23 protein-coding genes are annotated in these 25,044 nt (G+C 61.3%); 6 read left to right on the top strand and 17 right to left on the bottom strand.

Annotation, left to right across the window (positions count from 1 at the left end; all coding sequences use genetic code 11):
* Positions 1-6 precede the first annotated feature (6 nt).
* From PR017_RS26245 to PR017_RS26200, 10 genes are all read right to left on the bottom strand, one after another.
* On the bottom strand, positions 7-1,707 hold the full coding sequence (locus PR017_RS26245; protein WP_111221032.1) for an ABC transporter ATP-binding protein: 1,701 nt from the start codon (positions 1,705-1,707) through the stop codon (positions 7-9).
* Positions 1,704-2,648, bottom strand: coding sequence for an acetamidase/formamidase family protein (locus tag PR017_RS26240; protein ID WP_111221031.1), 945 nt, complete (start codon positions 2,646-2,648; stop codon positions 1,704-1,706). The genes PR017_RS26245 and PR017_RS26240 overlap by 4 nt, the downstream gene beginning before the upstream one ends.
* Before the next feature lie 62 nt (positions 2,649-2,710).
* A complete protein-coding gene (locus PR017_RS26235) occupies positions 2,711-4,345 on the bottom strand; it encodes an ABC transporter substrate-binding protein (protein ID WP_111221030.1) in 1,635 nt (544 codons plus the stop codon).
* A gap of 29 nt (positions 4,346-4,374) precedes the next feature.
* Entirely contained in the window at positions 4,375-5,295 is a 921-nt protein-coding gene (locus PR017_RS26230; RefSeq protein WP_111221029.1) for an ABC transporter permease, read from the bottom strand.
* Positions 5,295-6,143: an ABC transporter permease gene (locus PR017_RS26225; protein WP_111221028.1), complete on the bottom strand. Its 849-nt coding sequence runs from the start codon at positions 6,141-6,143 to the stop codon at positions 5,295-5,297. The genes PR017_RS26230 and PR017_RS26225 overlap by 1 nt, the downstream gene beginning before the upstream one ends.
* Positions 6,143-6,724: an ANTAR domain-containing response regulator gene (locus PR017_RS26220; protein ID WP_111221027.1), complete on the bottom strand. Its 582-nt coding sequence runs from the start codon at positions 6,722-6,724 to the stop codon at positions 6,143-6,145. Before PR017_RS26220 ends, PR017_RS26225 begins: the two co-directional genes overlap by 1 nt.
* Entirely contained in the window at positions 6,721-7,857 is a 1,137-nt protein-coding gene (locus PR017_RS26215; RefSeq protein ID WP_111221026.1) for a transporter substrate-binding protein, read from the bottom strand. Before PR017_RS26215 ends, PR017_RS26220 begins: the two co-directional genes overlap by 4 nt.
* Positions 7,858-8,051: 194 nt before the next feature.
* Positions 8,052-9,074, bottom strand: a complete 1,023-nt coding sequence (locus PR017_RS26210; RefSeq protein ID WP_111221025.1) for a zinc-binding alcohol dehydrogenase family protein — start codon at positions 9,072-9,074, stop codon at positions 8,052-8,054.
* A 132-nt stretch (positions 9,075-9,206) separates the two neighbouring features.
* Positions 9,207-12,353, bottom strand: a complete 3,147-nt coding sequence (locus tag PR017_RS26205; protein WP_111221024.1) for an efflux RND transporter permease subunit — start codon at positions 12,351-12,353, stop codon at positions 9,207-9,209.
* A gap of 8 nt (positions 12,354-12,361) precedes the next feature.
* Positions 12,362-13,567 carry an efflux RND transporter periplasmic adaptor subunit gene (locus PR017_RS26200; RefSeq protein ID WP_111221023.1) on the bottom strand — a complete coding sequence of 402 codons (1,206 nt, stop codon included), beginning with the start codon at positions 13,565-13,567 and terminating at the stop codon, positions 12,362-12,364.
* 205 nt (positions 13,568-13,772) lie between these two features.
* Here PR017_RS26200 and PR017_RS26195 point away from each other — a divergent pair, with 205 nt between their 5' ends.
* Positions 13,773-14,441: a TetR/AcrR family transcriptional regulator gene (locus tag PR017_RS26195; RefSeq protein ID WP_111221022.1), complete on the top strand. Its 669-nt coding sequence runs from the start codon at positions 13,773-13,775 to the stop codon at positions 14,439-14,441.
* Between the two features lie 14 nt (positions 14,442-14,455).
* Here the strand turns inward: PR017_RS26195 and PR017_RS26190 are convergent, their stop codons facing one another.
* The 3 genes from PR017_RS26190 to PR017_RS26180 form a co-directional block, all read right to left on the bottom strand.
* Positions 14,456-14,701 carry a hypothetical protein gene (locus PR017_RS26190; RefSeq protein ID WP_111221021.1) on the bottom strand — a complete coding sequence of 82 codons (246 nt, stop codon included), beginning with the start codon at positions 14,699-14,701 and terminating at the stop codon, positions 14,456-14,458.
* A 254-nt stretch (positions 14,702-14,955) separates the two neighbouring features.
* Entirely contained in the window at positions 14,956-15,414 is a 459-nt protein-coding gene (locus PR017_RS26185) for a helix-turn-helix domain-containing protein (protein ID WP_111221020.1), read from the bottom strand.
* A gap of 183 nt (positions 15,415-15,597) precedes the next feature.
* Positions 15,598-15,900 (bottom strand): hypothetical protein, encoded by a 303-nt coding sequence (locus PR017_RS26180; protein WP_111221019.1) that lies wholly within the window; start codon positions 15,898-15,900, stop codon positions 15,598-15,600.
* A gap of 203 nt (positions 15,901-16,103) precedes the next feature.
* On the opposite strand from PR017_RS26180, the gene PR017_RS26175 reads away from it, so the two are divergent.
* From PR017_RS26175 to PR017_RS26165, 3 genes are all read left to right on the top strand, one after another.
* Positions 16,104-17,117 carry an ABC transporter substrate-binding protein gene (locus tag PR017_RS26175; protein ID WP_111221018.1) on the top strand — a complete coding sequence of 338 codons (1,014 nt, stop codon included), beginning with the start codon at positions 16,104-16,106 and terminating at the stop codon, positions 17,115-17,117.
* A 96-nt stretch (positions 17,118-17,213) separates the two neighbouring features.
* On the top strand, positions 17,214-18,032 hold the full coding sequence (locus PR017_RS26170) for an ABC transporter ATP-binding protein (protein ID WP_111221230.1): 819 nt from the start codon (positions 17,214-17,216) through the stop codon (positions 18,030-18,032).
* Positions 18,033-18,046: 14 nt separating this feature from the next.
* A complete protein-coding gene (locus PR017_RS26165) occupies positions 18,047-18,928 on the top strand; it encodes an ABC transporter permease (RefSeq protein ID WP_111221017.1) in 882 nt (293 codons plus the stop codon).
* A 51-nt stretch (positions 18,929-18,979) separates the two neighbouring features.
* Here the strand turns inward: PR017_RS26165 and PR017_RS26160 are convergent, their stop codons facing one another.
* The 4 genes from PR017_RS26160 to PR017_RS26145 all read right to left on the bottom strand — a co-directional run bounded on the left by PR017_RS26160 (position 18,980) and on the right by PR017_RS26145 (position 22,311).
* Entirely contained in the window at positions 18,980-20,407 is a 1,428-nt protein-coding gene (locus PR017_RS26160; protein WP_111221016.1) for a sensor histidine kinase, read from the bottom strand.
* Positions 20,397-21,065, bottom strand: coding sequence for a response regulator (locus PR017_RS26155; protein WP_111221015.1), 669 nt, complete (start codon positions 21,063-21,065; stop codon positions 20,397-20,399). Before PR017_RS26155 ends, PR017_RS26160 begins: the two co-directional genes overlap by 11 nt.
* A gap of 71 nt (positions 21,066-21,136) precedes the next feature.
* On the bottom strand, positions 21,137-21,841 hold the full coding sequence (locus PR017_RS26150; RefSeq protein WP_111221229.1) for a TIGR02117 family protein: 705 nt from the start codon (positions 21,839-21,841) through the stop codon (positions 21,137-21,139).
* 143 nt (positions 21,842-21,984) lie between these two features.
* Positions 21,985-22,311: a hypothetical protein gene (locus PR017_RS26145; protein WP_111221014.1), complete on the bottom strand. Its 327-nt coding sequence runs from the start codon at positions 22,309-22,311 to the stop codon at positions 21,985-21,987.
* Positions 22,312-22,581: 270 nt separating this feature from the next.
* Between PR017_RS26145 and PR017_RS26140 the strand changes: the two genes are divergently transcribed.
* Together PR017_RS26140 and PR017_RS26135 are read left to right on the top strand one after the other, a co-directional pair.
* Complete coding sequence (locus tag PR017_RS26140) at positions 22,582-23,940, top strand: aspartate aminotransferase family protein (RefSeq protein WP_111221013.1); 1,359 nt, start codon at positions 22,582-22,584, stop codon at positions 23,938-23,940.
* Positions 23,941-24,034: 94 nt separating this feature from the next.
* The gene (locus PR017_RS26135; RefSeq protein ID WP_111221012.1) at positions 24,035-24,961 is read left to right on the top strand and encodes a 2-hydroxyacid dehydrogenase; all 927 of its coding nucleotides are present in this window, start codon (positions 24,035-24,037) and stop codon (positions 24,959-24,961) included.
* Positions 24,962-25,044 lie beyond the last annotated feature (83 nt).

The raw sequence follows: 25,044 nt of genomic DNA, 5'->3' as shown, positions 1-25,044 counted from the left end.
ATTTTCTCATGACTGCTGGACTGCCAGCCTGCGGCCACGGGCGCGGGGATCAGGTGCGGGAACGGCGGCCAGAAGGGCCTGCGTATAGGCATCCTTCGGCGTCTCGAACACTTGGCGGCGCGTGCCGCTCTCGACGATTTTACCGTGGCGCATGACCACGACATGGTGTGACATCCGCTCGATGACAGCCATGTCGTGCGAAATGAAAAGGTAGGCGAGACCCATCGTCTCCTGCAATTCGAGCAGCAGGTCGAGAACCCGCGCCCGCACGGAAACGTCGAGTGCCGCCACGCTCTCGTCGGCAACGATCAGCTTCGGTTCCAGCGCCAGGGCCCGCGCTATGCAGATGCGCTGGCGCTGGCCGCCGGAAAACTCGTGCGGGTAGCGGGTTGCGGCATCGGGCGTCAGGCCGACGCAGCGCAGCAGCTCCGCCACCCGGTCGCGACGCTCCGATTTGCTGCCGATGCCGTGGATGATCATCGGCTCGGCGACCGCGGCCCCCGCCGCCATGCGCGGATCGAGCGAGGCATAGGGGTCCTGGAAGATCATTTGTGCGGAGCGGCGAACCGGCTGCATGTCGCGCTGGCTGAGCCCCCCGATATTGCGACCGTCGATCACAACGTCGCCCTGGCAGGGAATGAGGCCGAGCACGGCTTTGCCGGTCGTCGACTTTCCCGAGCCGCTTTCGCCGACAAGGCCGAGCGTCTTGCCGGGCAGGATGTCGAAGGATACGCCATCGACCGCTGCCGCCGGCTTGGCCTGCCTGAAGAGCCAGCCGGACTGGCTGCCGTAGGTAACAGTCAGATTGCTGACGTTGAGCACCGGCGTCCGGTCGAGTGGCATCGGCGCGACCGGGCCTCTGGCGGTGACGCGCGGTGGACCGTCCGTGCCGGCATGCGTGCCAAGACGCGGCACGGCCCCCAGCAACTCCTGCGTATAGGCGTGGGTCGGTCGCTCGAAGATATCGATCGCGGTCCCCTTTTCGACCATGCGACCGTTTTGCATGATCACCACGCGATCCGCCATCTCCGCCACAACTCCCATGTCATGGGTTATGAGGATGATCGAGGTGCCGAACTCCGATTTCAGCTCTCGCATCAAACTCAGGATCTGTGCCTGGACGGTGACGTCGAGCGCCGTGGTTGGTTCGTCGGCGATCAGCACCTTGGGGCGGCAGGAGAGCGCCATGGCGATCATCACCCGCTGCCGCATCCCTCCGGAAAGCTCGTGGGGAAACTGCTTCAGCCGCCGAGCCGGATCGGTGATCTGGACGGCGTCGAGCATGCGCAGGGCGGAAGCCACAGCACTTGCCGTATCGCTATCCTGATGTTCGCGGATCGCCTCTGTCAGCTGGTCGCCGACTGAGATCACCGGGTTGAGCGAGGTCATCGGCTCCTGGAAGACCATGGCGATCTCGCCGCCGCGCACCTTGCGCATCGCCCGCTCCGGCAAGGACAGCAGGTCGCGGCCGGCGAGCATGATCTTGCCGGACGCCACCTGCAAGGATGCTTTCGGCAGCAAGCCCATGACGGCGAGCGAGGTTACCGACTTGCCGGAACCCGATTCGCCGGCAAGGCAGAGGGTCTCGCCGGTCATGAGATCGAAATCGATGTCGTCGAGCACCCGCCGACGGCCTTCCGGCGTGCGGGCATCGACACACAGGTTTCTCACCGAGAGCGCGGCGGGCGACGAGGCTGTTTCCGTCACGCGAACACGATCCTCGGGAAGTAGAACGACACCACCCAGTTCGGCATGTCGACGATCTCGCTGATCCTGAGGTCGCCGCAGACGGAGCACAGCATGTAGGCATCGACCGGGCTCATGCCGTGTTCGTCGCCGAGTAGGTCGATCATCCGCATCAGGGCTTCCCGCGCACCGGTCATCAGGTCCGGCCCGATGCCGGTCGTCACCTCATAGCCGGCGCCGTCCAGATGGCGGCTGACCGGCTCGGTTGTCGTAAAGCGCGGGCTCTTCAGGCGCGCATCCTTGACTAGCTCGATCGTCGCCTCGACATTCATCTGGCTTTCGATAGCCGTGCCACAGACCTCGCCGTCGCCCTGCGCGGCATGTGTGTCGCCGATCGAGAACAGCGCACCTTCGACTTCGATCGGCAGGTACAGCGTTACGCCGGCGCTGAGATCCCTGATATCGAGATTGCCGCCGACATTGCGTGGCGGCACGACGGAGTGCAGACCCGGGGCTGCAGGTGCGACACCGATAGTTCCGGCAAAAGGCTTCAGTGGCACCCGACCGCCGGGGCCATAAAGTGCAGGCGTCATGGCGTTCGCATCATAGGACCACATGTGCAGGGCAGGGTCGGGAAACTGGTCGGCCAGAAGTCCAAACCCTGGAATATTGGCGGTCCAGCCGAGGCCCGACGGCACGAAGCGGCGGAGCGTGACCTTCAGCGCGTCGCCTGGCATCGCACCCTCGACATAGACAGGGCCGGAGACCGGATTGATCTTGCCGAAATCGAGTTCCTTCAGCGATGCCAGGGTCGCGTCGGCGCCGAGCTGTCCGCCGGAAGAATCCATGCATTCGAAATGGATCGTTTCACCGGGTTTGGCGACGACAGCGGGTTCGAAATCCCGGTTCCAGCCGAAATTGTGCTGGGCGCGGTGAATAGTGTGGGTGCAGACGATGCACATGCTTGCCTCCGAAGATTGAGCCTCCCCGGGGCGGTGCCCAGGGAGGTATTGAACCGATCGGCTTACTTCTTGACGAAGATCGCTTCGTAATCGATGACGCGGGTCGGATCGATGTAGATCTCATCCGGTCCGCCCATCCGCTTCGACTTGGCAACGACACGGCGCTCGTTGAACACAGGAATCCACGGCGCATCTTTTTCCTGGATCTCGGTGAAGATCTTTTTCCAGGCTTCGTTGCGCTCCGCAGCCTTGGCAGGCAGCGGCAGGGCGTCGGCCGCCTGGGCACGCGGTTCGATTTCCTTGTTGCAATACCACGACCAGTTCCACCCACCGGCAACGGCACTGCCGCAGCCGAGGATCGGTCCGTAGAAGTCGGACGGATCCGGGAAGTCAGCGATCCAGCCAAGACCGCCGGACCATGCCATCGGTGCCTGGCCCTGCGTACCGCCGGCAGCGATGACGTTCGGATTGGCAAGCGCCTTGATCTCGACCTTGACGCCAACGGCCGCCAGATCCTGCTGGATCGCCTGGGCGATGCGCGGCTGCGGATCGGTGTTCGAGGTGTAGAGCTGGGTTGTGAAGCCGTCCTTCAGTCCGGCTTCGGCCAGCAGTGCCTTGGCCTTCTCCACGCTGTAGGCGTAGCCCTTGTAGTCCTTGTCATAGCCCGGCATCAGCGGCGGCAGTACCTGGTTTGCCGGCACGGCGCGACCGTTGATGATGCGGACGATCCGCTCCTTGTTGACAGCCATGTTCAGCGCCTGGCGAACCTTGACGTTGTCGAGCGGCTTCACCTGCGTGTTGAGCGTCACATAGCTCGTTTCCAGCTGCTGACGATCCACGATCATGCCTTCGAAATCCTTCGAGTTCTTCATCTCGAGGTATTTCGCCGGAGGGATGCCGTCGCCGGCAACATCGACTTCGCCCTTCTGCAGACGCAGCAGCGCCACCAGCGGCTCCTGGCCGATTTCGACCGTATAGCCATCGATATGCGGGCGGTCCTTGACGAAGTAGTCCGGGTTCTTTTCGAACACGAGGCGCTGGCCGACCGTCCATTCCTTCAGGATGAAAGCGCCGGAGCCGACCGGCTTCTTGCCGAAGTCGCCGTTTGCCGCCTCGACTGCTTCCTTCGGAACGACGGAAGAGAAGTTGAGGGCGAGCACGTTGAGGAACGTCGCGTCCGGCTGCACCAGCGTGAACTTGACGGTGTGGTCGTCGGCGACAGTGATGCCATCGAGCGTCTGTGACGTGCCGGCGGTCATCGCGTCGGAGCCGACAATCGAGTGGAAGAAGCCGGCGCCAGGGCCCTGCGTCTTCGGATTGACGGCGCGCTCGATCGAATATTTGACGTCCGCGGCCGTCACTTCGCGGCCGTTGGTGAATTTGACGCCAGCGCGCAGCTTGAAGGTATAGGTCTTGCCATCCTCGGACACCGTGTAGCTCTCGGCCAGCGAAGGCTTCAGCTCGGTCGTGCCAGGCGTATAATCGACGAGGCGCGAGAACATCGCGTTGATCATCGACCAGTTCTGCCAGTCGTAGCCGATAGCCGGATCGAGCGTGGCGATGTCGTCCTTGTAGGTGACGACGATCTTGCCGCCGTCAGCAGGCTTGTCGGCAGCCTGGACGGCGAGCGCCGGTACCAGGGAGGTGGTCGCGAGCATAGCAGCCAGAGCTGCACGTCGCAGGAAGGTTTTTGTCATGATGAACTCCTCTGTTGGTTTTTGCTTGGTTATTGCGCGCGGATACGCGGGTCGATGAAGGGAGCGACGATATCGGCGATCAAGTTGCCGATCACGATGGCGAGGGCCGAGACGAGGGTGACACCCATGATGATCGGGATGTCGACCTGCTGGATGGCCTGCCAGGCAAGTTGCCCGATACCCGGCCAGCCGTAGACGGCCTCGACGACGACGACACCGCTCATGAACTGGCCGATGTCGATGCCGATCATGGCGATAATCGGCAGGATGGCGTTAGGCAGGGCATGGCGAAAGATGATCCGCGACGACGACAGGCCCTTGGCGCGGGCGGTGCGCACATAATCCTGGTTGAGCACGTCGATCATCGCCGAGCGCACCATGCGCGCGTACCAGCCGGCACCGAGGATGCCGAGCGTGACGGCGGGTAGCACCACGTGGTTGGGCGTGCCGTAGCCGCTCATGGGGAACCAGCCGAGCGTTGCCGCAAAGACGTAGAGCAGCAGCAGCGCGACAACAAATTGCGGGGCGGACACTCCCACGAAGGACGCCATCATCACCAGCCGGTCGACAAAGCCGCCGCGGCGTACGGCGGCGATGGTCCCGAGGGTGATACCGAGGACAACTTCGACCAGGATACCCGCCGCCATGAGGATCAGCGTTGCCGGCAAGCGGGCGAGGATCAGCGGCAGCACGGATGTCTTCTGCGTATAGGATCGACCGAGATCGCCGTGCACGATGCCGCTGAGATAATGTAGGAACTGCAGCACCAATGGCTGGTCAAGCCCCAGTTCATGGCGAATGGCGGCGACGGTTGCCGGTGTAGCGCTACGGCCGGCGATCAGTACGGCAGGATCGGCCGGCAGTGCGTAGAGCAGCAGGAAGGTGATGGCGCCGACGCCGAGCAGAATAAGTGCTGCCTGAACAAGCCGGCGGAGGATGAGAAGGGCCATCAGCCGCGCCCTCTCTGGGTCGGATCGAGAATGTCGCGCAGCGCATCGCCGACGAGGTTGAACGACAATGCGGTCAGCAGGATCACGGCGCCCGGAATGAACACCAACCAGGGGGCGGATTCGAAGTAGCTCTGGCTCTCGAAGATGATATTTCCCCAGGAGGGCTGCGGCGGCTGTACGCCGATGCCGAGGAATGAAAGGGTCGCCTCGAGCAGCACCGTCGTTGCGATGCCGAGCGTTCCCCAGACGATCGCCGTCGGCATCAGATGCGGCAGGATATGCAGCAGCAGGATACGGCCGTGGCCGGCGCCCAGCGAGCGCTCCGCCATGATGAAGTCGCGCTCCACCAGTCCGCGCGTCTCGGTATAGACGATGCGCGCGACCTGCACCCAGTTGACGAGCGCGATGACCATTGCCACGATCCACAGGCTCGGGTGCAGCAGGGCCGCCAGCACGATGGCAAGCAACAGGGCCGGAAACGCCATCATCAGGTCGGTAAAGCGCATCAGCAGGTTGCCGAAGAAACCCCTGACATAGCCGGCGACGATGCCGATGAAGAGACCGATGGTGACGGCGATGCCATTGGCGACCAAGCCGATGACCAGCGAGGTCCGGGCGCCGAACAGCAGCCGTGAGAACAGGTCGCGGCCGAGCGTATCGGTACCGAGCAGATAGGGACCACCTGGCGGCAGCGGCGCACCATCCAGCGAAAGCCCGTCGAACATCTGGTCATCGGGACTGAAGGGCGCCAGCAGCGGCGCTGCGATCGCCATGACGACGACGGCAATGACGATGATCAACCCGAACAGCGCCGAGGGCTGGCGAAACATCGATTTCAGGACACGCATCAGACGGCCTCCGGCAAGGGTTCGGAGCCGCCGAGAATGAAGGCCGCCAGTTGTTCCATTGGCAATCTACGCTGCATGGCCGAGCCGCGCAGGATCGTATAGGCCTGCTCTTCCCCGACGCCCCGCGCCTCCATGATCTTTTGCACGGCGGCATGGACGAGCGGTCGCATGCGTACACGCTCCTCCAGACGATCCATTTTCGAGCGCGTCGCTATTCGCTCCTGATGGATGGAGACCGCCATGACAAGCGCCGGATAGACGGCCGAGCTTGCAACCGGCTTGGCGATGATCGCGCCGGCACCCTGTTCGAGCGCCCAGGCGATCCGGCCCGGTGCTTCCGAACCCAGCAGCGCAATCACAGGCACCGCCGGATGCGCGGGTGCCGAGGCGAGCAGCCCGTCCCAGCCCTGATCGGCATCGACGATCACGAGGTCCGGACGTTCCATGGCAGAGAGCGGCTCCCAGCGCAGCGATGTGCTGAGGCCGAGAAGTGTCAGCTGGCGGATCAAGCGCTCGGTGTTGCTGTCTTCCCTGTGCAGGATCGCAGCATGCCAGCCAGTGAAATTCGGTGTTTCCCTCATGAAACCACCCGCAACTTCGGCGCCGCAATCGTGTGGCGCGCCGTCAGATAGGGGTCGGCAGGGATGGCTGGACGTGAGGCGATGACATCGAAACCATTGCCGGCATTGATCCGTCCGAGATGAAAGGGGAGGGCCGCGTGGTTGGTCTGCCGGTCGATCGCGAGCGGACCGAACAGGCTCGGCCAGGAGGCTCCATGAAGCGCCCGTCGCACTGCCTGCGGCTCGTCGCTACCGGCTGCGACAATGGCCTCGACGCAAAGTTTGACAGCGGTATAGGCGCTGGCAAAAACGCTCGAAACGCCGCGTTGCGACCCGAAAGCCGCCGCCACGCGGCTCTTGAACTCGGCATTTTCGGGCGACACAATGCTGGCGAAATAGGAGGCGGCGCAAAGCTGCCCGACGGCCGCACCTGCGGCGATATCGGCAAGTTCACACTCCATCAGGTCGCAGCTGACGACCGGGCAGTTCTCCGGCAGGAAGGCCGGGTCGCGGTCTGCGAGCGCGCGGATGGACGCCAGAAACGCATAGCTGGAGGGGCCGATTAGATTGTTGAGGATGAAGCTTGGCCGGCGCTCGGCAATATCCGCGACGATGCGCTCGACCGCAGTCTCCTCGAGCGGCAGATAGCGCTCGCCCAATACCTCGCCGCCAGCCGTGGAAATCAGCTCGCGGGCCAGCCGGTTCATTTCCCAGCCCCATACATAGTTGGCGCCGACGAGGTAGGGGCGCTTGCCGTACCGGGGGATGAGATGCTGGAAGAGCGGCAGCAGGTGCTGGTTGGGGCAGCCGCCGATATAAATGACGTTCTCGTTGGCCTCGAAACCCTCGTAGGGGCACATGTACCAGAGCAGGCCGTCATGCTTTTCGACCAGCGGAATGATTTCCTTGCGCGCCGCCGAGGTGATCGTCCCGACGATATGGCGGCAACCTTCGTTGCGCAGCATATGGCGGGCGCCATCCAGATAGGCGGAAAGATCAGCGCGAGGATCGGCGAAGACGGGCTCTAAGCGCAGCCCGCCCGTGGCAGCAAACTCCTCGATGGCACATTCGGCACCGTCGCGCGCATCCCGACCCATCGACGCATAGGGCCCGGTCGTCGAAAAGAGGATGCCGATCTTTAGTGCGTCGATCATTGTTCAATACCCAAACGCGAAAAACCCCAAGACGCGGATCCCATCTTGGATGGGGCATCATGGGGGCGAAACTGCCCGGCGACATCGAAGTCATGTGTTAGATTTGCCTATTCGGCAGGCCTGAGTAAAATACAGGCATGCCGTCTTTGTCAAGCGTCCTGGCGCGCGTTTATAAGCAAAGATGCGCGCAATTCCTAAACGTCGCGCTCTATGATGATCTTCAGGGCATTGCGGTTGCCGTCCCAATAGGGAAGGGCCATTTCAGCCTCGTCAAACGCAATCACCTTGCTGATCAAGGCATCGGCGCCTTGGCCGATTTTTTCGAGATGGGTGGCGACGGCCAGGAAGTCCTGCATCATGGCATTGCGCGACCCCATGATGTCGAGTTCCTTGAGATTAAAGAACTGCGTCTGGTAAGTGACAGGCGCTTTGGAATAGCCGACATAGACGACACGGCCACCAAAGCAGGCGATATCGACGGCTTGCGTGAAGGTGGCGGGCAGGCCGACCGCCTCGAAGGCGACATCGACACCGTCTTCGTTCGTCCACGCCATGACGCGCGCCACAACATCCTCGCTGCCGGCATCTACCGTCTCGATGGCGCCGAACTGCATGGCGAGAGCGCGCTTCTCCGAGCTGAGGTCGACCGCGATCACCTCGGCACCACGGGCGACGGCGGCGATCAGTACGCCCATGCCGATCATGCCGCAGCCGAGCACTGCGACGCGGTCGCCACGGGCAACGCGGCCGCGCTCGACGGCGTGGAAGCCGACGGACAATGGCTCGACCAATGCCAGATGGCGGGGCGGCAGCACGTCGTTGAGGATGAGCTTTTCAGCCGGCAGGACGATTTCCTCGGCGAGGCCGCCATCCTGCTGGACGCCCAGCGTCTTGTTGTAACGGCAGGCATTCACCCGGCCTTTTCGGCAAGAGGTACACTTGCCGCAACTGGTATAGGGCATGACGATGACGCGCCGGCCCGCCGCATAGTCGGCGGAGACGCCTTTGCCTGCTTCCATGATCACACCGCCAATTTCGTGGCCCGGGATGCGCGGAAGCTGGACCAGCGGGTTCAGACCCTTGAAGGTGTTGAGATCACTACCGCAAAGACCGATATGGCGGACGCTGATGCGCACCTGGCCAGGTCCGAGAGGCGCGGCCTCGATCTCCTGAAAACGCGTTACGTTTTCCGCCTCGATACGCAGTGCCTTGATCATGATGCCTCCCTGTCCCGTCACGTCTCCCGAACGGGCATGTCCTCTGAAGCTGTCATAGCGACTTCCTCCCGGAATCGCTACAGCCCGGGAGCGGTCTTTTGACGGCTCCCGGGCTGTGCTTTCAGTCTCGTTCTAGTGGGTCGCTTCCGGCTTCACGTCCGGTGCTGCGATATCCTCTTCATTCTTCTTGCCCTTGAAGATCCGCCGCGTCGTGACGAACAGCAACGGAATGAAGAACACACCGAGGATTGTGGCTGCGATCATGCCGCCCATGACGCCGATACCGATCGAATTCTGGCTGCCGGAGCCTGCGCCGCTGGCAATGGCAAGCGGCATGACGCCCAGAATGAAGGCGAGAGACGTCATAAGGATCGGTCGTAAGCGTTGCCGCGAGGCCTCAAGCGTCCCTTCGATGAGACTCTTTCCATGCTTCTGCTGCTCCAGCGCGAACTCGACGATTAGAATGGCGTTTTTGGCGGCCAGCCCGATAGTCGTCAGCAAGCCGACCTTGAAGTAGACGTCATTCGACTGACCGAAGATGGTCGCAGCCAAAAGCGCACCGAAAATACCGACCGGAACCGACAGCATGACGGCGAGCGGGATGGACCAGCTCTCATACAAGGCTGCGAGCGCCAGGAAGACCACGAGGATAGAGATCGCGTAGAGCTTGCTTGCCTGGCTCCCTGACAACTCTTCCTGCTCCGACAATCCTGTCCATTCGAGGCGGAACCCAGGTGGCAGCTGCGACACCAGCTTGTTGACTTCGTTCATCGCATCACCGGAGCTGACCCCCGGCGCTGCAGCACCTTGGATCTCGACTGCGGAAGACCCGTTGTATCGCTCAAGACGAGGAGAACCGAAGCTCCAGCTTCCCGTGGCAAAGGCTGAGAACGGCACCATGGAGCCTTCGGAATTTCGAACATACCAGCGATCGAAATCCTCAGGCTGCATCCGGAAATCCGCATCGGCCTGGACATAGACCTGCTTGACGCGGCCCCTGTCGATGAAGTCGTTGACGTAGCTGCCGCCCCAGGCGGTAGCCAGCGTGGTGTCGATGTCGGCTAGCGAGATATCCAAAGCGCTCGCCTTTTCCTGGTCGATCTCCACCTGATACTGCGGCTGATCCTCTTGGCCGTTCGGTCGGGTACCGACCAAGAGCGGGCTTTTGGACGCCATGCCGAGCAGCTGATTGCGGGCTGCCATCAACTTCTCATGGCCTTGGCCGTTGACGTCTTGGAGGTAGAAGTCAAACCCGCTGGAAGAGCCGAAACCGGGAATAGCCGGTGGCGCCAACGCGAAAACGCTACCGTCCTTGATTTTCGAAAACGCACCCATGGCGCGGCCAGCAATTGCTTGGGCCTTGGATTGAGGCGTCGTGCGGGACGCGAAATCCTTCAGCTTGATGAAGGCGAGACCGATGTTCTGCCCTTGGCCACCGAAGCCAAAGCCGGCGACGGCAAAGACGCCGTCCACATAGTCTTTCTCAGTATTCAGATAATAATCGCGCACCTGTCCCAGCACTTCCTTGGCGCGGGCATCGGTGGCTCCCGGTGGCAAGGTGACGCTGGTGATCAGAATGCCCTGGTCTTCTTCCGGCAGGAACGAGCTCGGCAGACGCGTGAACAGAAAGCCGACACCGACGACGATGAGCACGAATACGACGAGGCCTACCCAGCTGCGTCGGATGATGCCGCCGACGCCGCGCTGATAAGCATGGCTGCCACGATCGAAATTGCGGTTGAACCAGCCAAATACGCCCTTGGTCTTCGAACCGTGTTTCGGCTTGCGCAGCAGAGTGGCACAAAGTGCCGGCGTCAGGATGAGCGCGACGATGACCGAGAGGATCATGGCCGACACGATGGTCACGGAGAACTGACGGTAGATGACGCCGACGGAGCCCGCGAAGAACGCCATCGGGATAAACACAGCCGACAGCACAGTGGCGATACCGACGAGCGCACCAGTGATTTCGCCCATTGATTTGATCGTCGCCTCGCGTGGGGAAAGGTCTTCCTCTTCCATCACGCGCTCGACGTTTTCGACCACGACGATCGCATCGTCGACGAGCAGGCCGATCGCAAGCACCATCCCGAACATGGTCAAGTTGTTGATAGAGTAGCCGAACAGCGACAGGATGCCGAAGGTACCGAGCAGTACCACCGGTACAGCAAGCGTCGGGATCAAGGTTGCCCGCAGGTTTTGAAGGAACACGAACATGACGATGAACACGAGGACGATGGCCTCGATCAGCGTCTTGACCACGTCTTCGATCGACAGCCGCACGAAAGGCGTGGTGTCATAGGGATAGACGACCTCGACATTGGCAGGCAGCGTCTGCTTCAATGCATTGATGGTCGACTCGACCGCTTCAGCCGTGCTGATGGCGTTGGCACCGGCTGCAAGCTGGATGGCAAGACCCGCAGAGGGGTGACCGTTATAGGTGCTCGAGCTTGCATAGCTTTTCGCACCGAGCTCGACCCGCGCCACATCGTTGATGCGGACGAGCGAACCGTTCGGAAGGCTTTTCAGAATGATGTTTTCGAACTGCTGCGGCGTCTGCAGGCGGCTCTTGGCCGTTACAGTTGCGTTCAGTTCCTGGCCCTTGCGCTGCGGCAACGCACCCAGTTGGCCAGCGGCGACCTGGCTGTTCTGGGCTTGGATGGCAGCTGATACGTCGCTGACCATCAGCTGGTACTTGGCCAGCTTGTCCGGGTCTACCCAGATGCGCATGGCATAGTTCGAGCCGAACAACGTCGTGTCGCCGACACCCTCGACGCGCTTGATCGTATCGTTCAGCGTGCTGTCGACGTAGTCGGCCAGATCGTTGGCGTTCAGCTTGTCGTCCATCGAGACGAAGCCGATGACCATCAGGAAGTTGGACGTCGACTTCGAGACGGTGATACCGGTGCTGGTGACCGAACTTGGCAGCTGCGATTGGACAAGCGATAGCTTGTTCTGCACCTGTACCTGAGCAGTGTCGGCATCGGCTGCGTTGGTGAACGTCAGCGAGATCGACGTCTGACCGGTGGAGGTCGACGTCGATGTCATGTAGTCAAGATTATCGATGCCGGTCATGCCCTGCTCGATGACCTTCGTCACCGAGTTTTCGACGGTCGACGCATCGGCGCCAGTGTAGTTGGCCGTGATGCGCACTGTTGTCGGTGCGATCTGCGGATATTGCGAAATCGACAGTGTCGTGATCGCAAGTGCGCCCGCGAGCATGACGACGATGGCGATGACCCACGCGAAGATGGGGCGGTCGATGAAGAAACGTGACATCGTGCAGCTTACTCCGCGATGCCGCTGGCGGCACCCTTGTCGGTATTTACGAGGCTAGCCTGATCCATCGACTTTTTCGGGTCAGCGGAAGCCTGCTTGATGTTGCCGGTCGCGTCGTCGATCGTCACCATCGAAACGTTGACGTCCTGCCCATCCTTGACGCGCTGGCCGCCTTCGATGATCACCCGATCGCCGTCCTTCAGGCCTTCGCTGACAAGCCAGCTGTTGCCATAGCTGCGCTGGACGACCAACGTCCGCGCCTGGACCTTGCCTTCAGGCGTCACGAACATTGCGGTCGGTTCACCCTTGGTATTGCGGGTCACGGCGCGCTGAGGAACGAGGAAGCTGTTCGGAGCCACACCCTCTTCGATGTTCGCCCGGACGTACATGCCGGGCAGAAGCGTGCGGTCGGGGTTGGGGAAGATGACCCGGACGCTGATGGTGCCGACGGTTTCAGCCACGGTTGCGTTCGCAAACTGGAACTTGCCCGTTTCCTTGTACGTCGAGCCATCTTCCAGAGTCAGGTGCACGGCAACATTGTCACCGCTGGTCTTCAGGCGACCTTCGTCGACGGCGCGCCGGAATTTCAGCAGGTTGGTGCTCGACTGCGTCACATCGACATTCATCGGATCGAGCTTGTTGATCGTCGTCAGCGCTGTCGTCTGGTCGGCGGTCACGAGCGCACCGACTGTGACGGTGGAAGCATCGACGCGACCGTCGATCGGAGCGCGGATCTTCGTATAGTCGAGATTGATGCGAGCTGTTTCAAGTGAGGCCTGGGCGGACGCGACATCTGCCTTCGCCTGCAAAAGTGCTGAATTGGCGTCGTCGAAATCCTGCTGGCTGACGGCATTCTGCTGGCTCAAGCCCTTGTAGCGATCAAGCTTCGCCTGGGCGCTGGGGAGTGCGCCCTGCGCCTTCTGGAGGGCCGCCACGGCACTGTCGAAAGATGCCTGATAAGGCCTGGAGTCGATCTCGTACAGGATATCGCCCTGCTTGACTTCGCTGCCTTCCTTGAAGTTTCGGCTGCGAATGATGCCACCGACCTGCGGGCGTACGTCTGCCGTCAAGTAGGCAGCAGTTCTTCCCGGCAGCTCCGCCGTAATCGCAACGGATTGCGGGTGCAGCACGATGGCAGATACCTCGGGCTTCACTGCGGGCGCGTTGTTCTGTCCGGACTTCTGCTCGTTGCAACCGGCAACCAACAGGGCCATACCAATGCCCGCCGCAGCGAGCGCAACTACCCTGCCAATCGACGCGCTCCGGCCCCGGGCCTTCGGAGCAGACGCGCGTTGTGAGACATGCGAAGATGAGGCGGAGTTTTGCACGTTGCGGTTTCCAGTCCTGTTATTTACAGTACGACACGGTATGCTAAATATATCTGCAGTCTTTAATGTCAATTGCTCCCGGAGTTTGTCAATGAAAAATCAGACTCAAGGAACGGTTGCTGCAGAAGCTGTCCGTCGCCCGCGTGGCCGTCCGCAGACTGCAAGCGACGACACACGGCGCACGATGATCATTGCCGAGGCACGCAGCACCTTCCACCAGATGGGTTACGCGGGTACGACAATGGATCTGGTCGCAATGCGCTGCAAAGTCTCCAAGCAGACACTCTACAAGCTTTTTTCCAGCAAGACAGAGCTTTTCATGGCGATGATCGACCTTCATCGCGCATCAATGGTGGCGCTCCCGCGCGACGATGCAGAAACGCTGCCACTCATGGAAACGCTTGAGCAGATCTTCATGATCGACATCGACGAGGAGGTCGACAGGGATCGCCAGGCGTTCATTCACTTTATCGTGGGAGAGGCGGAGAGGTTTCCGGAAATTGGCGGGTTGCTGCACAAGCACGGTCTGCAACAATCACGAACGCTACTTGCGGAATGGCTGCAGACACAAACCGAACGAGGCCGCATCAGCATCCGGAATACCGAAAGCGGTGCCCGTATGCTGCTCAGCATGGTGATGGGAGCGCTGGCTCCCATGCCGGGCAATATAGACCACTGGCCAAGTCGCGAGGCGAGAAACGACCATCTGCGGTGTTGTTTCGAAGTCTTCCTCAAGGGCGCGCTGCCGCGCCCTGAGTGAAGCATGCGAACACATCAGTGGAGTTGCGCCATGGAGCAGGCCTCGTCGTCCATTTCGCCTGTCAGCGGCTGCGTATTGCGAGCCGCATACATTTCCTGCAGTACCGCGCCAAGAGCGAGATCGAGGCACCAGACAGGAAACTCGGCATTCATTCCCTTGGCGCTCTCACGGGCATAGGTGATGAGCCGCGCAATCGATGCCAGTTCTTTTAGGGTGTCAGAATCGATCTCACTGTTTTCATTAGGAAGTATCGTTGTCATTGCTGCCCCACATGCGCTGCCGATTTGTTCGCATTCCGGGGCTTCTATAGCGCAGGCACTGAACGTTGGCGCGTGACAACAGCCGTGACACAGCGCTTGGGTGCGGCTCATTTTTAGTTACAACTTTAAAAAGAATTTATATGCAAGCGACTCGCCAATGTTCCCGGAAGCTCTGGCGGTGCCAGCTAAAAAAACGCACGCCCTGATTTCATAGGACGTGCGCTAGGCTATGGCAGCGGTCAAACGACCGTGCTTCAATGGTGCAGTGTAATGGGAGCTTCTGTCGTCACCGCGACTGCCGCCGGTGCCGCTTCGGACGCGTCGGCGAGTGATGTTACGAGCGTCAGGATAGACTGGCGAATGCCGGCGTCACCGATTTTCATGAAAGCCTTGTTCAACCCCAGTCCCTCTTTCGAGGTCAGGAATTCGGAAAGGTCGTCAAGGCCGTTCAGGTGCCCGATGCCATCTGTCGTGATGGACTGGGAATTGTCCTGCTGAAAGAAGAAGCTGACCTGGATCGCTAAAACGCCAGCAATCGTCTGCAGTCTGCTGGCACCGATGCGGTTGGTGCCCTTTTCGTATTTCTGGACCTGCTGGAATGTGACGCCGATCTGGTCGGCAAGCCGCTCTTGGCTCATACCCAGCATCAGCCGTCGCATACGAACTCGTGAGCCGACGTAAATGTCGATTGGGTTTGGTACTTTTGCAGTCACTGCACAGTCTCCTGGATCAAAAGGCGATGACAACCTTAACATTCAACCACTTGGAATGCTCAGGAAAACGCTGCGGTACGTTATATGCCAAATTTGTTCGAAAAACGACACGTGTCGTGCAAAAAATGCGTTCTGCATGCAACTTTCACAAACCGCATAAATTTTGATCAGCCAGCGCGACTGTTATCGGGGCTGAAGAACCGAGGACGAGCGGCAGTTTCGAACCGGGCAGCTGGGATTGTCGCTGGTCGGAACGTAGGCGCTTGCGGCATAGGATCCGAAGTCGCATTGGGCGCTGTCCGTCACATAGCGATCATAGACTTGTATGTTGCCGCGGCGCGACGAATAGCGCAGCAGGACCGCTTTTTCTCCGGCAATGATCTGCTGCACGTCGCCGCAGGTCCGGTCGGTCGAGATGTAGCGCGATATCGCCAGCGCGGGCGAGGTGAGGCAAAGCAGGGCGAGGGCTGCAAGCGCGATTTTCATGTTTGTCCTTCTCCAGGTCGTCAGCGATATAGGCGGTCTAGCGCTTTCGCACAGGCATCGCGAGTAAAGATTGCGGATGCTTCGGGTAAGTTTTCAACTGAAAGCGGAATGAAAGGTTGGAGCGCTAAGTTGCAGAAGCATCGTGGAGGAGCCCACGCCCGACAAGGGGTGAGAACGGTGCCAACAACAGGAGGAGATATCCCATGCGTTCCAACGCATTTTTTCATTGCGTCGCCCTTTCCGCCGTCATGGCCGCTGCATCGCTCGGTGCGACCACCACTGTTAAAGCTGCTGACAAGATCACCATCATGGTCGGCGGCTTCGAAAAGCAGATCTACCTGCCGGCCAAGCTGACGGAAGCGCTCGGCTACTTCAAGGACGAAGGTCTGGATGTAGAGCTGCTGAACGAAGCGGCCGGCGTCGACGCCGAGAACCAGCTGCTGGCCGGCGCCGTCCAGGGCGTGGTCGGTTTCTATGACCATTGCGTCGACCTGCAGGCGAAAGGCAAGTTCGTGGAATCCCTCGTGCAGTTCAGCCAGGCGCCCGGCGAAGTCGAACTCGTGTCGACCAAGCACCCCGAAATCAAGTCGCCTGCCGATTTCAAGGGCAAGAATCTCGGCGTCACCGGCCTCGGCTCTTCGACCAATTTCCTGACGCTGTACATGGCATCCAAGGCTGGCCTGAAGCCAGGCGACGTGGTGACCATTCCCGTCGGCGCTGGCGGCACATTCATCGCCGCGATGCAGCAGGACCAGATCCAGGCCGGCATGACCACCGAACCGACAATTTCGCGCATGCTGAAGACAGACGAGGCGAAGATCCTGGTGGACATGCGCACCGTCGAATCGACACGAGCAGCCCTTGGCGGCACCTATCCTGCGGCTTCCTTCTACATGGAAAATGCCTGGATCGACAGCCACAAGGAAGAGGCCCAGAAGCTGGCCAACGCCTTCGTCAAGACATTGCGCTTCATCAACACGCATTCTGCAGCCGAGATCGCCGACAAGATGCCGAAGGATTTCTACGTCGGCGACAAGGACGGTTACATCAAGGCGCTCGAAGCCGGCAAGGGTATGTTCACGCCGGATGGCGTGATGCCGGAAGATGGCCCGAAGACAGTCCTGACCGTGCTCTCGGAGTTCTCGAAGAACGTCAAGGGCAAGCAGATCGACCTGTCGAAGACGTACACGACGGAATACGTCAAGAACGTCAAGTAACGCTTTTGCCCGCTTCCGGCAGACGTCGGAAGCGGGCCATCGATCGTCCGGGGCAAGGCGTGCACGCCCCTAGACAGGCACGCATCAGGTATGAAAATGCAACAGGATAACGCCCAGGGACCGGCGATCGAGCTGATCAATGTCAGCCGCCGCTTCGTCTCGCCGACCGGCAAGTCGCTGACGGCACTTCGCGACTTCAACATGACCGTGGAGCGCGGCGAATTCGTCGCCGTCGTTGGCCCCACAGGCTGCGGCAAGTCAACGACCCTCAATCTCGTAACCGGCCTCAACAAGCCGAGCGCCGGCGAAGTTCGCCTGATGGGCGGTCCGGTCGACGGCATCGATCCGCGCGTCGGCTTCGTCTTCCAGACGGATGCGCTGTTTCCGTGGAAGAACGTCATCGACAACGTCATGGCCGGACCGCTGTTTCGCGGCAAGTCGAAGGCAGAAGCCGAGCGCCTCGCCAAGGACTGGCTGGCACGCGTCGGTCTCACGCGCTTCCTCCACCATTATCCCCACCAGCTTTCGGGCGGCATGCGCAAGCGCGTCTCGCTGGCCCAGACCTTCATCAACGAGCCGGAAATCCTGTTGATGGACGAGCCCTTCTCGGCGCTCGACGTGCAGACGCGCACTGTCATGCATGAGGAGCTGCTGAAGCTTTGGGCCGAGCGCAAGGCGTCCGTCGTCTTCGTCACCCACGATCTCGAGGAAGCCGTGGCGCTGGCCGACAAGGTCTATGTGCTGACGGCAGGACCGGCGACGGTCAAGTCGGTCTACAAGATCGATCTCCCGCGTCCGCGCGTCGTCTCGGAGATCCGCTACGAGCAGACCTTCATCGATTACTGCAAGACCATCTGGGAGGATCTCCGCCAGGAGGTCGAAACCAGCTATCGCCGCGCCAGCGAAGCAGCCTGAGGGAGGATCGGATCATGTCAATCACCACACTCGAAACCGGCATCGCGCCGATTTTCCGCGCCGGCACCTCGGATGCCGAGATCGAAGCAGCAGCGCTGAAGCTGATCGCCCGGCGCAAGCAGCTTGTCCTGTTCTGGCAGATCGCCATTCTCGTCATAACGATCGCGCTCTGGGAACTGACGTCGCGCTTCAACATAATCGACCCGTTCTTCTATTCCAGCCCGAGCTCCATTGCCTCACGCCTCTACGAATGGGCGACCGAGGGCACGACCGAAGGTTCGCTCTGGTACAATCTCTGGGTCACCATGGAGGAAGCCCTGATCGGCTTCTTCGCAGGTTCGATCACCGGGGTCCTCGTCGGCGTCGGCCTTGGCCGCAACCGGTTCCTGGCCGACATCTTCTCGGTCTACATCAAGGCGATCAACTCCATCCCGCGCGTCGTGCTGGCGCCGATCTTCATCATGATCATGGGCCTCGGCCTTGCGTCGAAGGTAGCACTCGCCTTCATCATGGTGTTCTTCGTAGTTTTCGCCAACGCCTTCCAGGGCGTGCGTGAAGCCGACCGCAACATGATTGCCAATGCCCGCATCCTCGGCGCCTCCGACTGGCAGGTGACACGGGAAGTGATCGTACCGTCGGCGATGAGCTGGATTTTCGCCAGCCTGCATGTGTCCTTCGGCTTTGCGATCATCGGCGCCATCGTCGGCGAGTTCGTCGGCGCCCGCTACGGCATCGGCCAGCTGATCTCGATTGCGAAGGGTACCTTCGACGCTGCCGGCATGTTCGCCGCCATTATCCTGGTGATGATTGTTACGCTGATTGCAGAGTTCATCATGACGATGGTGGAAAACCGCCTCGCCAAGTGGCGGCCGCAGCAGCATATGGATGCCCAATAGGCATCCGATCACACGACGACAGTCAAAGGCCGGGGCACCTCCCGGCCTTTTCTATGGCAGCACGACGGCCAGCGGCAGGCGGATGGTGACAAGCAGGCCACCCGCCGAAGCCTCGCTGAGTTCGACCGTGCCGCCAGCGCCGTCGACGACCTCGCGCACGATGGCCAGACCGAGACCGCTTCCTTCGGATTCCGTGCCCATCACCCTGTAGAACCTCTCAAACACCGGCCCGCGCTCCACCTCCGCGATGCCTGGACCGTCGTCCTCGACCGTCAGGATCGCCGTCGCACCATCGCGGTGGACGCAAACGGTGACGACGCCGCCCTTGCGACAGCCGTAACGCAACGCATTATCGACGAGGTTGACCAGCATCTCGCGCAGCATCGTGCCGTCGCCCTCGACATGCACGGGCCCTTCGGCCTCCAGTCCCAGATCGATATTGCGGCGCAGCGCCTCCTCCGCCTGGCTTTCCAGCACCTGCCGTGCGGTGGCGGCGAGATCGATGACATCGCTGCGTGGCCGCCGGCTGCCGGGCTCGGCGCGCGACAGCGTCAACAGCTGGCTGGCAAGGCGCGTTACCTGTCGGGTGCTCAAGCGCAACGCCTGCAGCGCCTCGTCGCGCTTTGTCTGATCGCCCTCGCGCGCGGCGACGCTTGCCTGCGTCGAGATCAGCGCCAACGGCGTGCGCAGCTGGTGGGCGGCATTGGAGACAAATCGGCGCTGGGCCGCCATCTGGTTCTGTACCCGCTCCATATGGTCGTTGAGCGCATGGACAAGCGGCTGCAGCTCGCTCTGCACCATATCCGGCGACAGCGGATCGAGCCGGTTGCGGCCGCGTTCCCTGACTGCATCACGCAGCCTGAGCACCGGCGCCAGCCCCCGCTGCAGGCCGATGATCGTCACAAGGCTGGCGATAACCACCAGAGCCAGCTGCTTGGTGAAATCCGAGAGCCAAAGGCGGCGGCGCATGGCGTATTGGCTGTTATGGGTGACGGCCACCGTCACCGAAATGGTCCCGTCTTCGCCGAGACCTACGATCGGGTGGATCAGCGTCATCGCCCGCACCGGATCGCCGCGGAAGACGCCGTCCTCGGCCTGCTGCGGCGCCTTCGGCTGCGGCAGGTCCGGCAGGCCGGCCACAAGTCCACCCCATGCGGTGATGACCTGGTAGAACACCCGGTCGCCGAAACCGGTGTCGAACATCTCGAGTGCCGCCGGCGGAATGTTGGCCTCCACCGTGCCTGAAGCATCGACCCGCATCGCCTCGGCGATCACCCGTGTGGCGGCAAGCAGCGTGTGATCGGTGACGAGATCGGCCGTGGCCTCCGCCGACTTGTAGCTCAGATACAGATTGACGCAGATGACGCCGGCGAGCGTCAGCAGTACCCAGGTCAGCAGCTGGACACGCAGGCTGTCGCGCAATCTTGCGAAGAGTCGGGATGGCCTTGCAAGGAAGCCGATGTCGCCCTCACTCCGCATGGCGCAACATGTAGCCGAGGCCGCGCAGGGTGGCGATCTGGACGCTGCTGCCCTCCAGCTTCTTGCGGACGCGATGCACATATATCTCGATGGCGCTCGGATCGGCCGCGTCGTCGAACCCGAAGACGCTTTCCGACAATCGGTCCTTGCTGACTGTCACGCCGACCCGCATTACCAGATGCTCCAGAACGGAGTGTTCGCGCGGCGTCAGGGCAAGGAGATCGCCCGCCAGCTTGAACTGCCGCGTCCCGCCGTCGAAGAACAGATCTCCGACGACGATCTCGGGTGCTGCCCGGTCGTGGCCGCGGCGAACCAGCGCGCGGATGCGGGCCTCGAGCTCGGGCATCTCGAAGGGTTTGGCGAGGTAGTCGTCGGCGCCGCTATCGAGCCCGGCGACGCGACCGTCGAGGCTGGCATTCGCCGTCAGGATAATGACGGGCACCTTGTTTCCGCCCTGCCGCAGGCGCTTGAGCAGCGTCAACCCATCGAGCTTCGGCAACGAAAGATCGAGAACGACGGCAGCATAGAAGGCAACTTTCAGCGAATGCTCGGCATCCTCGCCATCATGGACGATGTCGACGGCATAATGCGCCTGCCTCAGCGCCTTGCCGAGCCAGGATGCGAGTTCGCGATTGTCTTCGACCAGGAGAATCCTCATCCGGCGACTATAAGACCAAGCCCGCCATATGACGAGAGCCGGTACCGGTTGGCGTCTTTGCCGTCCCCGTTCTAGGACGACACGGCGGGAAGGCTCTCGGCACCGTTGTGGAGCCGGAGCGCCAGTCGCAGCATGAAGGGCAGGGGCGTCCACCATCCCGTGGTGACACCCGCGCGCCGCAGCATGGCTGCAGTCCAGGTATTGCAGCCCGCGATCACGTTGAAATACCCGTTGGCCTCGTAAAACGCGTCGTAGGGACCGTAGGCGAAGCCATCGAGGCGCGAAGGGGCGCCGGCGCTTTCGGCAAAGGTTTGGCGCACTGCGTTTCGCAACTCTGCCATACCGCCGTCATCGAGATTGACCGTCATGGCATAGGCGCTGCCGACCGGAATTTCTCCGGCGAGTTCCACATGCATGACGGAGCGATCGAGGGTCAGGCTTTTAAGGACCGGGACGGTCTTAAGCTGCGACCATGTCGGCGTCTCCGTGTAGAACGCCCGCCCGCCCCATCCGAAGATGACATAGCGGACACCATCGAGATTGAAATCGAGACCCGCGGATGGCAGGAAATCGAACTCCCTGCGAAGTTCGTCATCGACCGGGATGGCGATATCCGTGTGGATCGGGTTGCTGAGGATGAGGATGCGATGGTTTTTGGATGTGCCGGCGAAATCTTGGGCAGGCGAGTGGGGTACGAGAACGCCCGCTATCCCGCAGGCAACGACCAGACCGGCCATGATTGCGACGATCCGCAGAAATTTCAAAAGCAAGCGCATGATCCAGCCCACTCGTCCTGTTAGCGAAACGCTTGTTGCACAGGCGCTTCAGAACCTCCAGCACCCTTGGGAGGAGCGCCGTCACCGCAACGAAAAGCCCCGCTCGTGAAAGCGGGGCTGAGGCGGTTGCGTATAATTTTCGATCAGGTTTCGGGGCAACCGGGGCGGTTGGCGAAGGTGATACGGTCGAGACCCTCTTCCGTCATGCCTTCGACCACTACGCGGCGATCGGTGACGCGAACGATGCGCGGATGACGGTATCCTTCGTCGCGCGCTGCGGCCATGGCATCCCGGGGGCTGCATTCGCCGCGTGGGCCGCGGTCCCGGTCTTGGTCACGGATGACCGGACGTATGCCGTTCGGGCCAACCTGGATGTCGAGGTTCTGGGCGCTTGCAATAGTCGTTGAGCCGACGAGAATGCTGCCGGCGAGGGCCAGGCTAAGGCCGGCGATAGAAAGCATCTTGGACATGTTTGAACTCCCTATTCATATATCGAGCCGATTTCGGCTGAGTATCACAGGGTCTGTAACCCTCTGCCGAGACAAAGGTTCCGGTGCCAGGTCACACTTGTTCACCAATTTGTGATCGCAAGGGAGACTTATTAAATATCGGAAATGGTTTGCGGTCGGGTGGCGGGTTGGCGTTGCCAGATGAGTGCTATTGCTTGGACAGGCGACGCTGTCGTTGACAACAAGGCGCGCTGCTGCACTGTAGACAGAGGATGATTCAAGGAGACGCTCGTGACCTATAAAGCCAATTCCGTCGAGGCGCGCGATGCCGCCTACCACATGCATTCCTATACGAACGCGCGGAAGAACGAGGCGGAAGGGCCACTGGTCATCGAGCGCGGCGAAGGCATCTATGTCTACGACAACGAGGGCAAGAAATACATCGAAGGCATGTCGGGCCTCTGGTGCGTAGGCGTCGGATTCGGCGAAAAACGACTTGTCGAGGCTGCGGCCCGGCAGATGGAGAAGCTGCCTTATTATCACACTTTCACGCAGAAGAGCCACGCACCTTCTGTCGACCTTGCAGAGAAGCTGATCGGCATGGCGCCTGTGCCGATGTCGAAGGCGTACTTCACAAATTCCGGCTCTGAGGCCAACGATACCGTCGTCAAGATGATCCGCTATCGCGCCAATGCGCTGGGCCTTCCCGCCAAGAAGAAGATCATCTCCCGCGTCAAAGGCTATCACGGGGTAACGCTTGCGAGCGCCAGCCTGACGGGACTGCCGAACAACCATCGCTCGTTCGACCTGCCGATGCCGGGTATCCTGCACACGGGGTGCCCGCACTACCGCGTCTTTGCCAAGCCCGGCGAAAGCGAGCTGGCCTTCTCGGCGCGGCTGGCCGCAGAGCTCGAAGAGATCATCATGGCCGAAGGGCCGGAAACGATTGCAGCGTTCATCGGCGAACCGCTGATGGGCGCCGGCGGCGTCATCGTGCCGCCGGAGGGCTACTGGAGCGCCATTCAGGCAGTGCTTGCCAAGCACGATATCCTGCTGATCGCCGACGAGGTGATTTGCGGTTTCGGCCGTACCGGCAACATGTTCGGATCGATCACCTACGATATGCGTCCCGACATCATGACCCTCTCGAAGCAGCTTTCCTCCTCCTACCTGCCGATCTCGGCATTGCTGATCAACGACCGGGTCTACCAGCCGATTGCTGACGAATCCAAAGTCATCGGCACCTTCGGGCATGGCGTGACGGCCGCCGGCCATCCCGTCGCTGCGGCGGTGGCACTGGAGAACCTGGCGATCATCGAGGAGCGCGATCTGGTCGGCAACGTCCGCGATCTCAGCGGCAACTTCCTGTCACGCCTCAAGGGCCTGGCCGAACACCCACTGGCAATCGAAGCCCGTGGCGCCGGCCTGATCGGTGCGCTGGAACTTGCGCCCCGAGAGGGCTTTGCGCCCGGCATGCTGGGGCCGAAGCTGTTTGCCATCCTGCAAAACAACGGACTGATAGCCCGGGCCATCGGCGATTCGCTGGCACTGTGCCCGCCGATGATCACCACACAGAGCCAGATCAACGATATCTTCGACATCTTCGAGCGCTCGATCGAAGAGTTCCAGACGGAACTGTCGACCCACTGATTTAGCCTCCGAATTCTCTCCTTCTGTCGACGATCACCCTGACGGTCGACGCAAGGAAAGCGCGTGCGCGCATAGCAGCCAAGACCAGGATAAAATGATGAAACGCCTACTGATTGCCGAAGGCAGCGAAGACCTGGCTGCCCTCTTCAAGGCGGCACTTCCCGCCCACGAGATCCTCATCGACATGCCGCAACCGGGCGAAGCGCCGATCGACTATCTCGTCGTCGGCCGCCCGAAGGCGGCCCTGATGGCCGCATTGCCGGAGGTGAAGCTCATCCTTAGCCTCAATGCAGGCATCGAGCACCTGTTGCGTTCCGGCGAAATCGCCGCGGAGACGCCGATCGTGCGCATGGTGGACGATGGGCTGGCGGAAGGGATGACGGAATGGGTGCTGGCGGAGGCCCTGTCCTGGCACCGCAACATCCGCCTCTACGAACGGTTCCAACGCGAATTGCGCTGGCAGCCGCAGGCCGAAAAACTGGCCCATGAGCGTGTCGTGACCATCCTTGGCGCCGGAGCACTGGGAACACCGGTTGCAAGACATTTCGTCGCTTTCGGCTTTAACACGCGCGTCTGGAGCCGCAGCGGACGCACTGTCGAGGGTGCGCAATCCTTTGCCGGGAGGGATAGCCTGGTGGCTGCCGTCACCGGCGCCGATATTCTCGTCAACCTTTTGCCCCTGACGTCAGAGACGGAAAACATCGTCGGTGCCGAGCTGTTCAACGCCCAGGCCAAAGGTGGCTTTTTCATCAACGGCGCCCGCGGCGGCCATGTCGTCGATACCGACCTGATTGCTGCTGTCGACAGCGGCCAGCTCAGCGGCGCCGTCCTGGACGTCTTCCGCATCGAGCCGTTGCCGGAGAGCGATCCGTTCTGGCAACATCCCGATATCCGGGTCAGCCCGCATGTGGCAGCGCCCACCCATCCGCGCATCGCCGTGCTGGAAATAGCCCGCAACGTCATGCGTTTCGAGCGCGGCGAGGCCATTCCGCATCTCGTCGACAAGACGCGCGGCTACTGACGCGCGTCAACCTGGGTCGGACAATCGCTCCGGACTGGAGCGCTGCAGCATAGCCATCCCGTTTATGTGAATGCGTGAGCAAT

The organism is Rhizobium tumorigenes (assembly GCF_003240565.2).
In the GTDB taxonomy this organism is placed as follows: Bacteria; Pseudomonadota; Alphaproteobacteria; order Rhizobiales; family Rhizobiaceae; genus Rhizobium; species Rhizobium tumorigenes.
The sequence above is the reverse complement of the archived record's forward strand: the minus strand, read 5'-3'. Positions and strand labels throughout refer to the sequence as shown.

Bases quoted from the DNA above. Each gene is read 5' to 3' on its own strand.
- PR017_RS26240 (WP_111221031.1), bottom strand. From the start codon at position 2,648: ATGTGCATCGTCTGCACCCACACTATTCACCGCGCCCAGCACAATTTC.
- PR017_RS26235 (WP_111221030.1), bottom strand. From the start codon at position 4,345: ATGACAAAAACCTTCCTGCGACGTGCAGCTCTGGCTGCTATGCTCGCG.
- PR017_RS26230 (WP_111221029.1), bottom strand. From the start codon at position 5,295: ATGGCCCTTCTCATCCTCCGCCGGCTTGTTCAGGCAGCACTTATTCTG.
- PR017_RS26225 (WP_111221028.1), bottom strand. From the start codon at position 6,143: ATGCGTGTCCTGAAATCGATGTTTCGCCAGCCCTCGGCGCTGTTCGGG.
- PR017_RS26220 (WP_111221027.1), bottom strand. From the start codon at position 6,724: ATGAGGGAAACACCGAATTTCACTGGCTGGCATGCTGCGATCCTGCAC.
- PR017_RS26215 (WP_111221026.1), bottom strand. From the start codon at position 7,857: ATGATCGACGCACTAAAGATCGGCATCCTCTTTTCGACGACCGGGCCC.
- PR017_RS26210 (WP_111221025.1), bottom strand. From the start codon at position 9,074: ATGATCAAGGCACTGCGTATCGAGGCGGAAAACGTAACGCGTTTTCAG.
- PR017_RS26205 (WP_111221024.1), bottom strand. From the start codon at position 12,353: ATGTCACGTTTCTTCATCGACCGCCCCATCTTCGCGTGGGTCATCGCC.
- PR017_RS26200 (WP_111221023.1), bottom strand. From the start codon at position 13,567: ATGGCCCTGTTGGTTGCCGGTTGCAACGAGCAGAAGTCCGGACAGAAC.
- PR017_RS26195 (WP_111221022.1), top strand. From the start codon at position 13,773: ATGAAAAATCAGACTCAAGGAACGGTTGCTGCAGAAGCTGTCCGTCGC.
- PR017_RS26190 (WP_111221021.1), bottom strand. From the start codon at position 14,701: ATGACAACGATACTTCCTAATGAAAACAGTGAGATCGATTCTGACACC.
- PR017_RS26180 (WP_111221019.1), bottom strand. From the start codon at position 15,900: ATGAAAATCGCGCTTGCAGCCCTCGCCCTGCTTTGCCTCACCTCGCCC.
- PR017_RS26175 (WP_111221018.1), top strand. From the start codon at position 16,104: ATGCGTTCCAACGCATTTTTTCATTGCGTCGCCCTTTCCGCCGTCATG.
- PR017_RS26170 (WP_111221230.1), top strand. From the start codon at position 17,214: ATGCAACAGGATAACGCCCAGGGACCGGCGATCGAGCTGATCAATGTC.
- PR017_RS26165 (WP_111221017.1), top strand. From the start codon at position 18,047: ATGTCAATCACCACACTCGAAACCGGCATCGCGCCGATTTTCCGCGCC.
- PR017_RS26160 (WP_111221016.1), bottom strand. From the start codon at position 20,407: ATGCGGAGTGAGGGCGACATCGGCTTCCTTGCAAGGCCATCCCGACTC.
- PR017_RS26155 (WP_111221015.1), bottom strand. From the start codon at position 21,065: ATGAGGATTCTCCTGGTCGAAGACAATCGCGAACTCGCATCCTGGCTC.
- PR017_RS26150 (WP_111221229.1), bottom strand. From the start codon at position 21,841: ATGCGCTTGCTTTTGAAATTTCTGCGGATCGTCGCAATCATGGCCGGT.
- PR017_RS26145 (WP_111221014.1), bottom strand. From the start codon at position 22,311: ATGTCCAAGATGCTTTCTATCGCCGGCCTTAGCCTGGCCCTCGCCGGC.
- PR017_RS26135 (WP_111221012.1), top strand. From the start codon at position 24,035: ATGATGAAACGCCTACTGATTGCCGAAGGCAGCGAAGACCTGGCTGCC.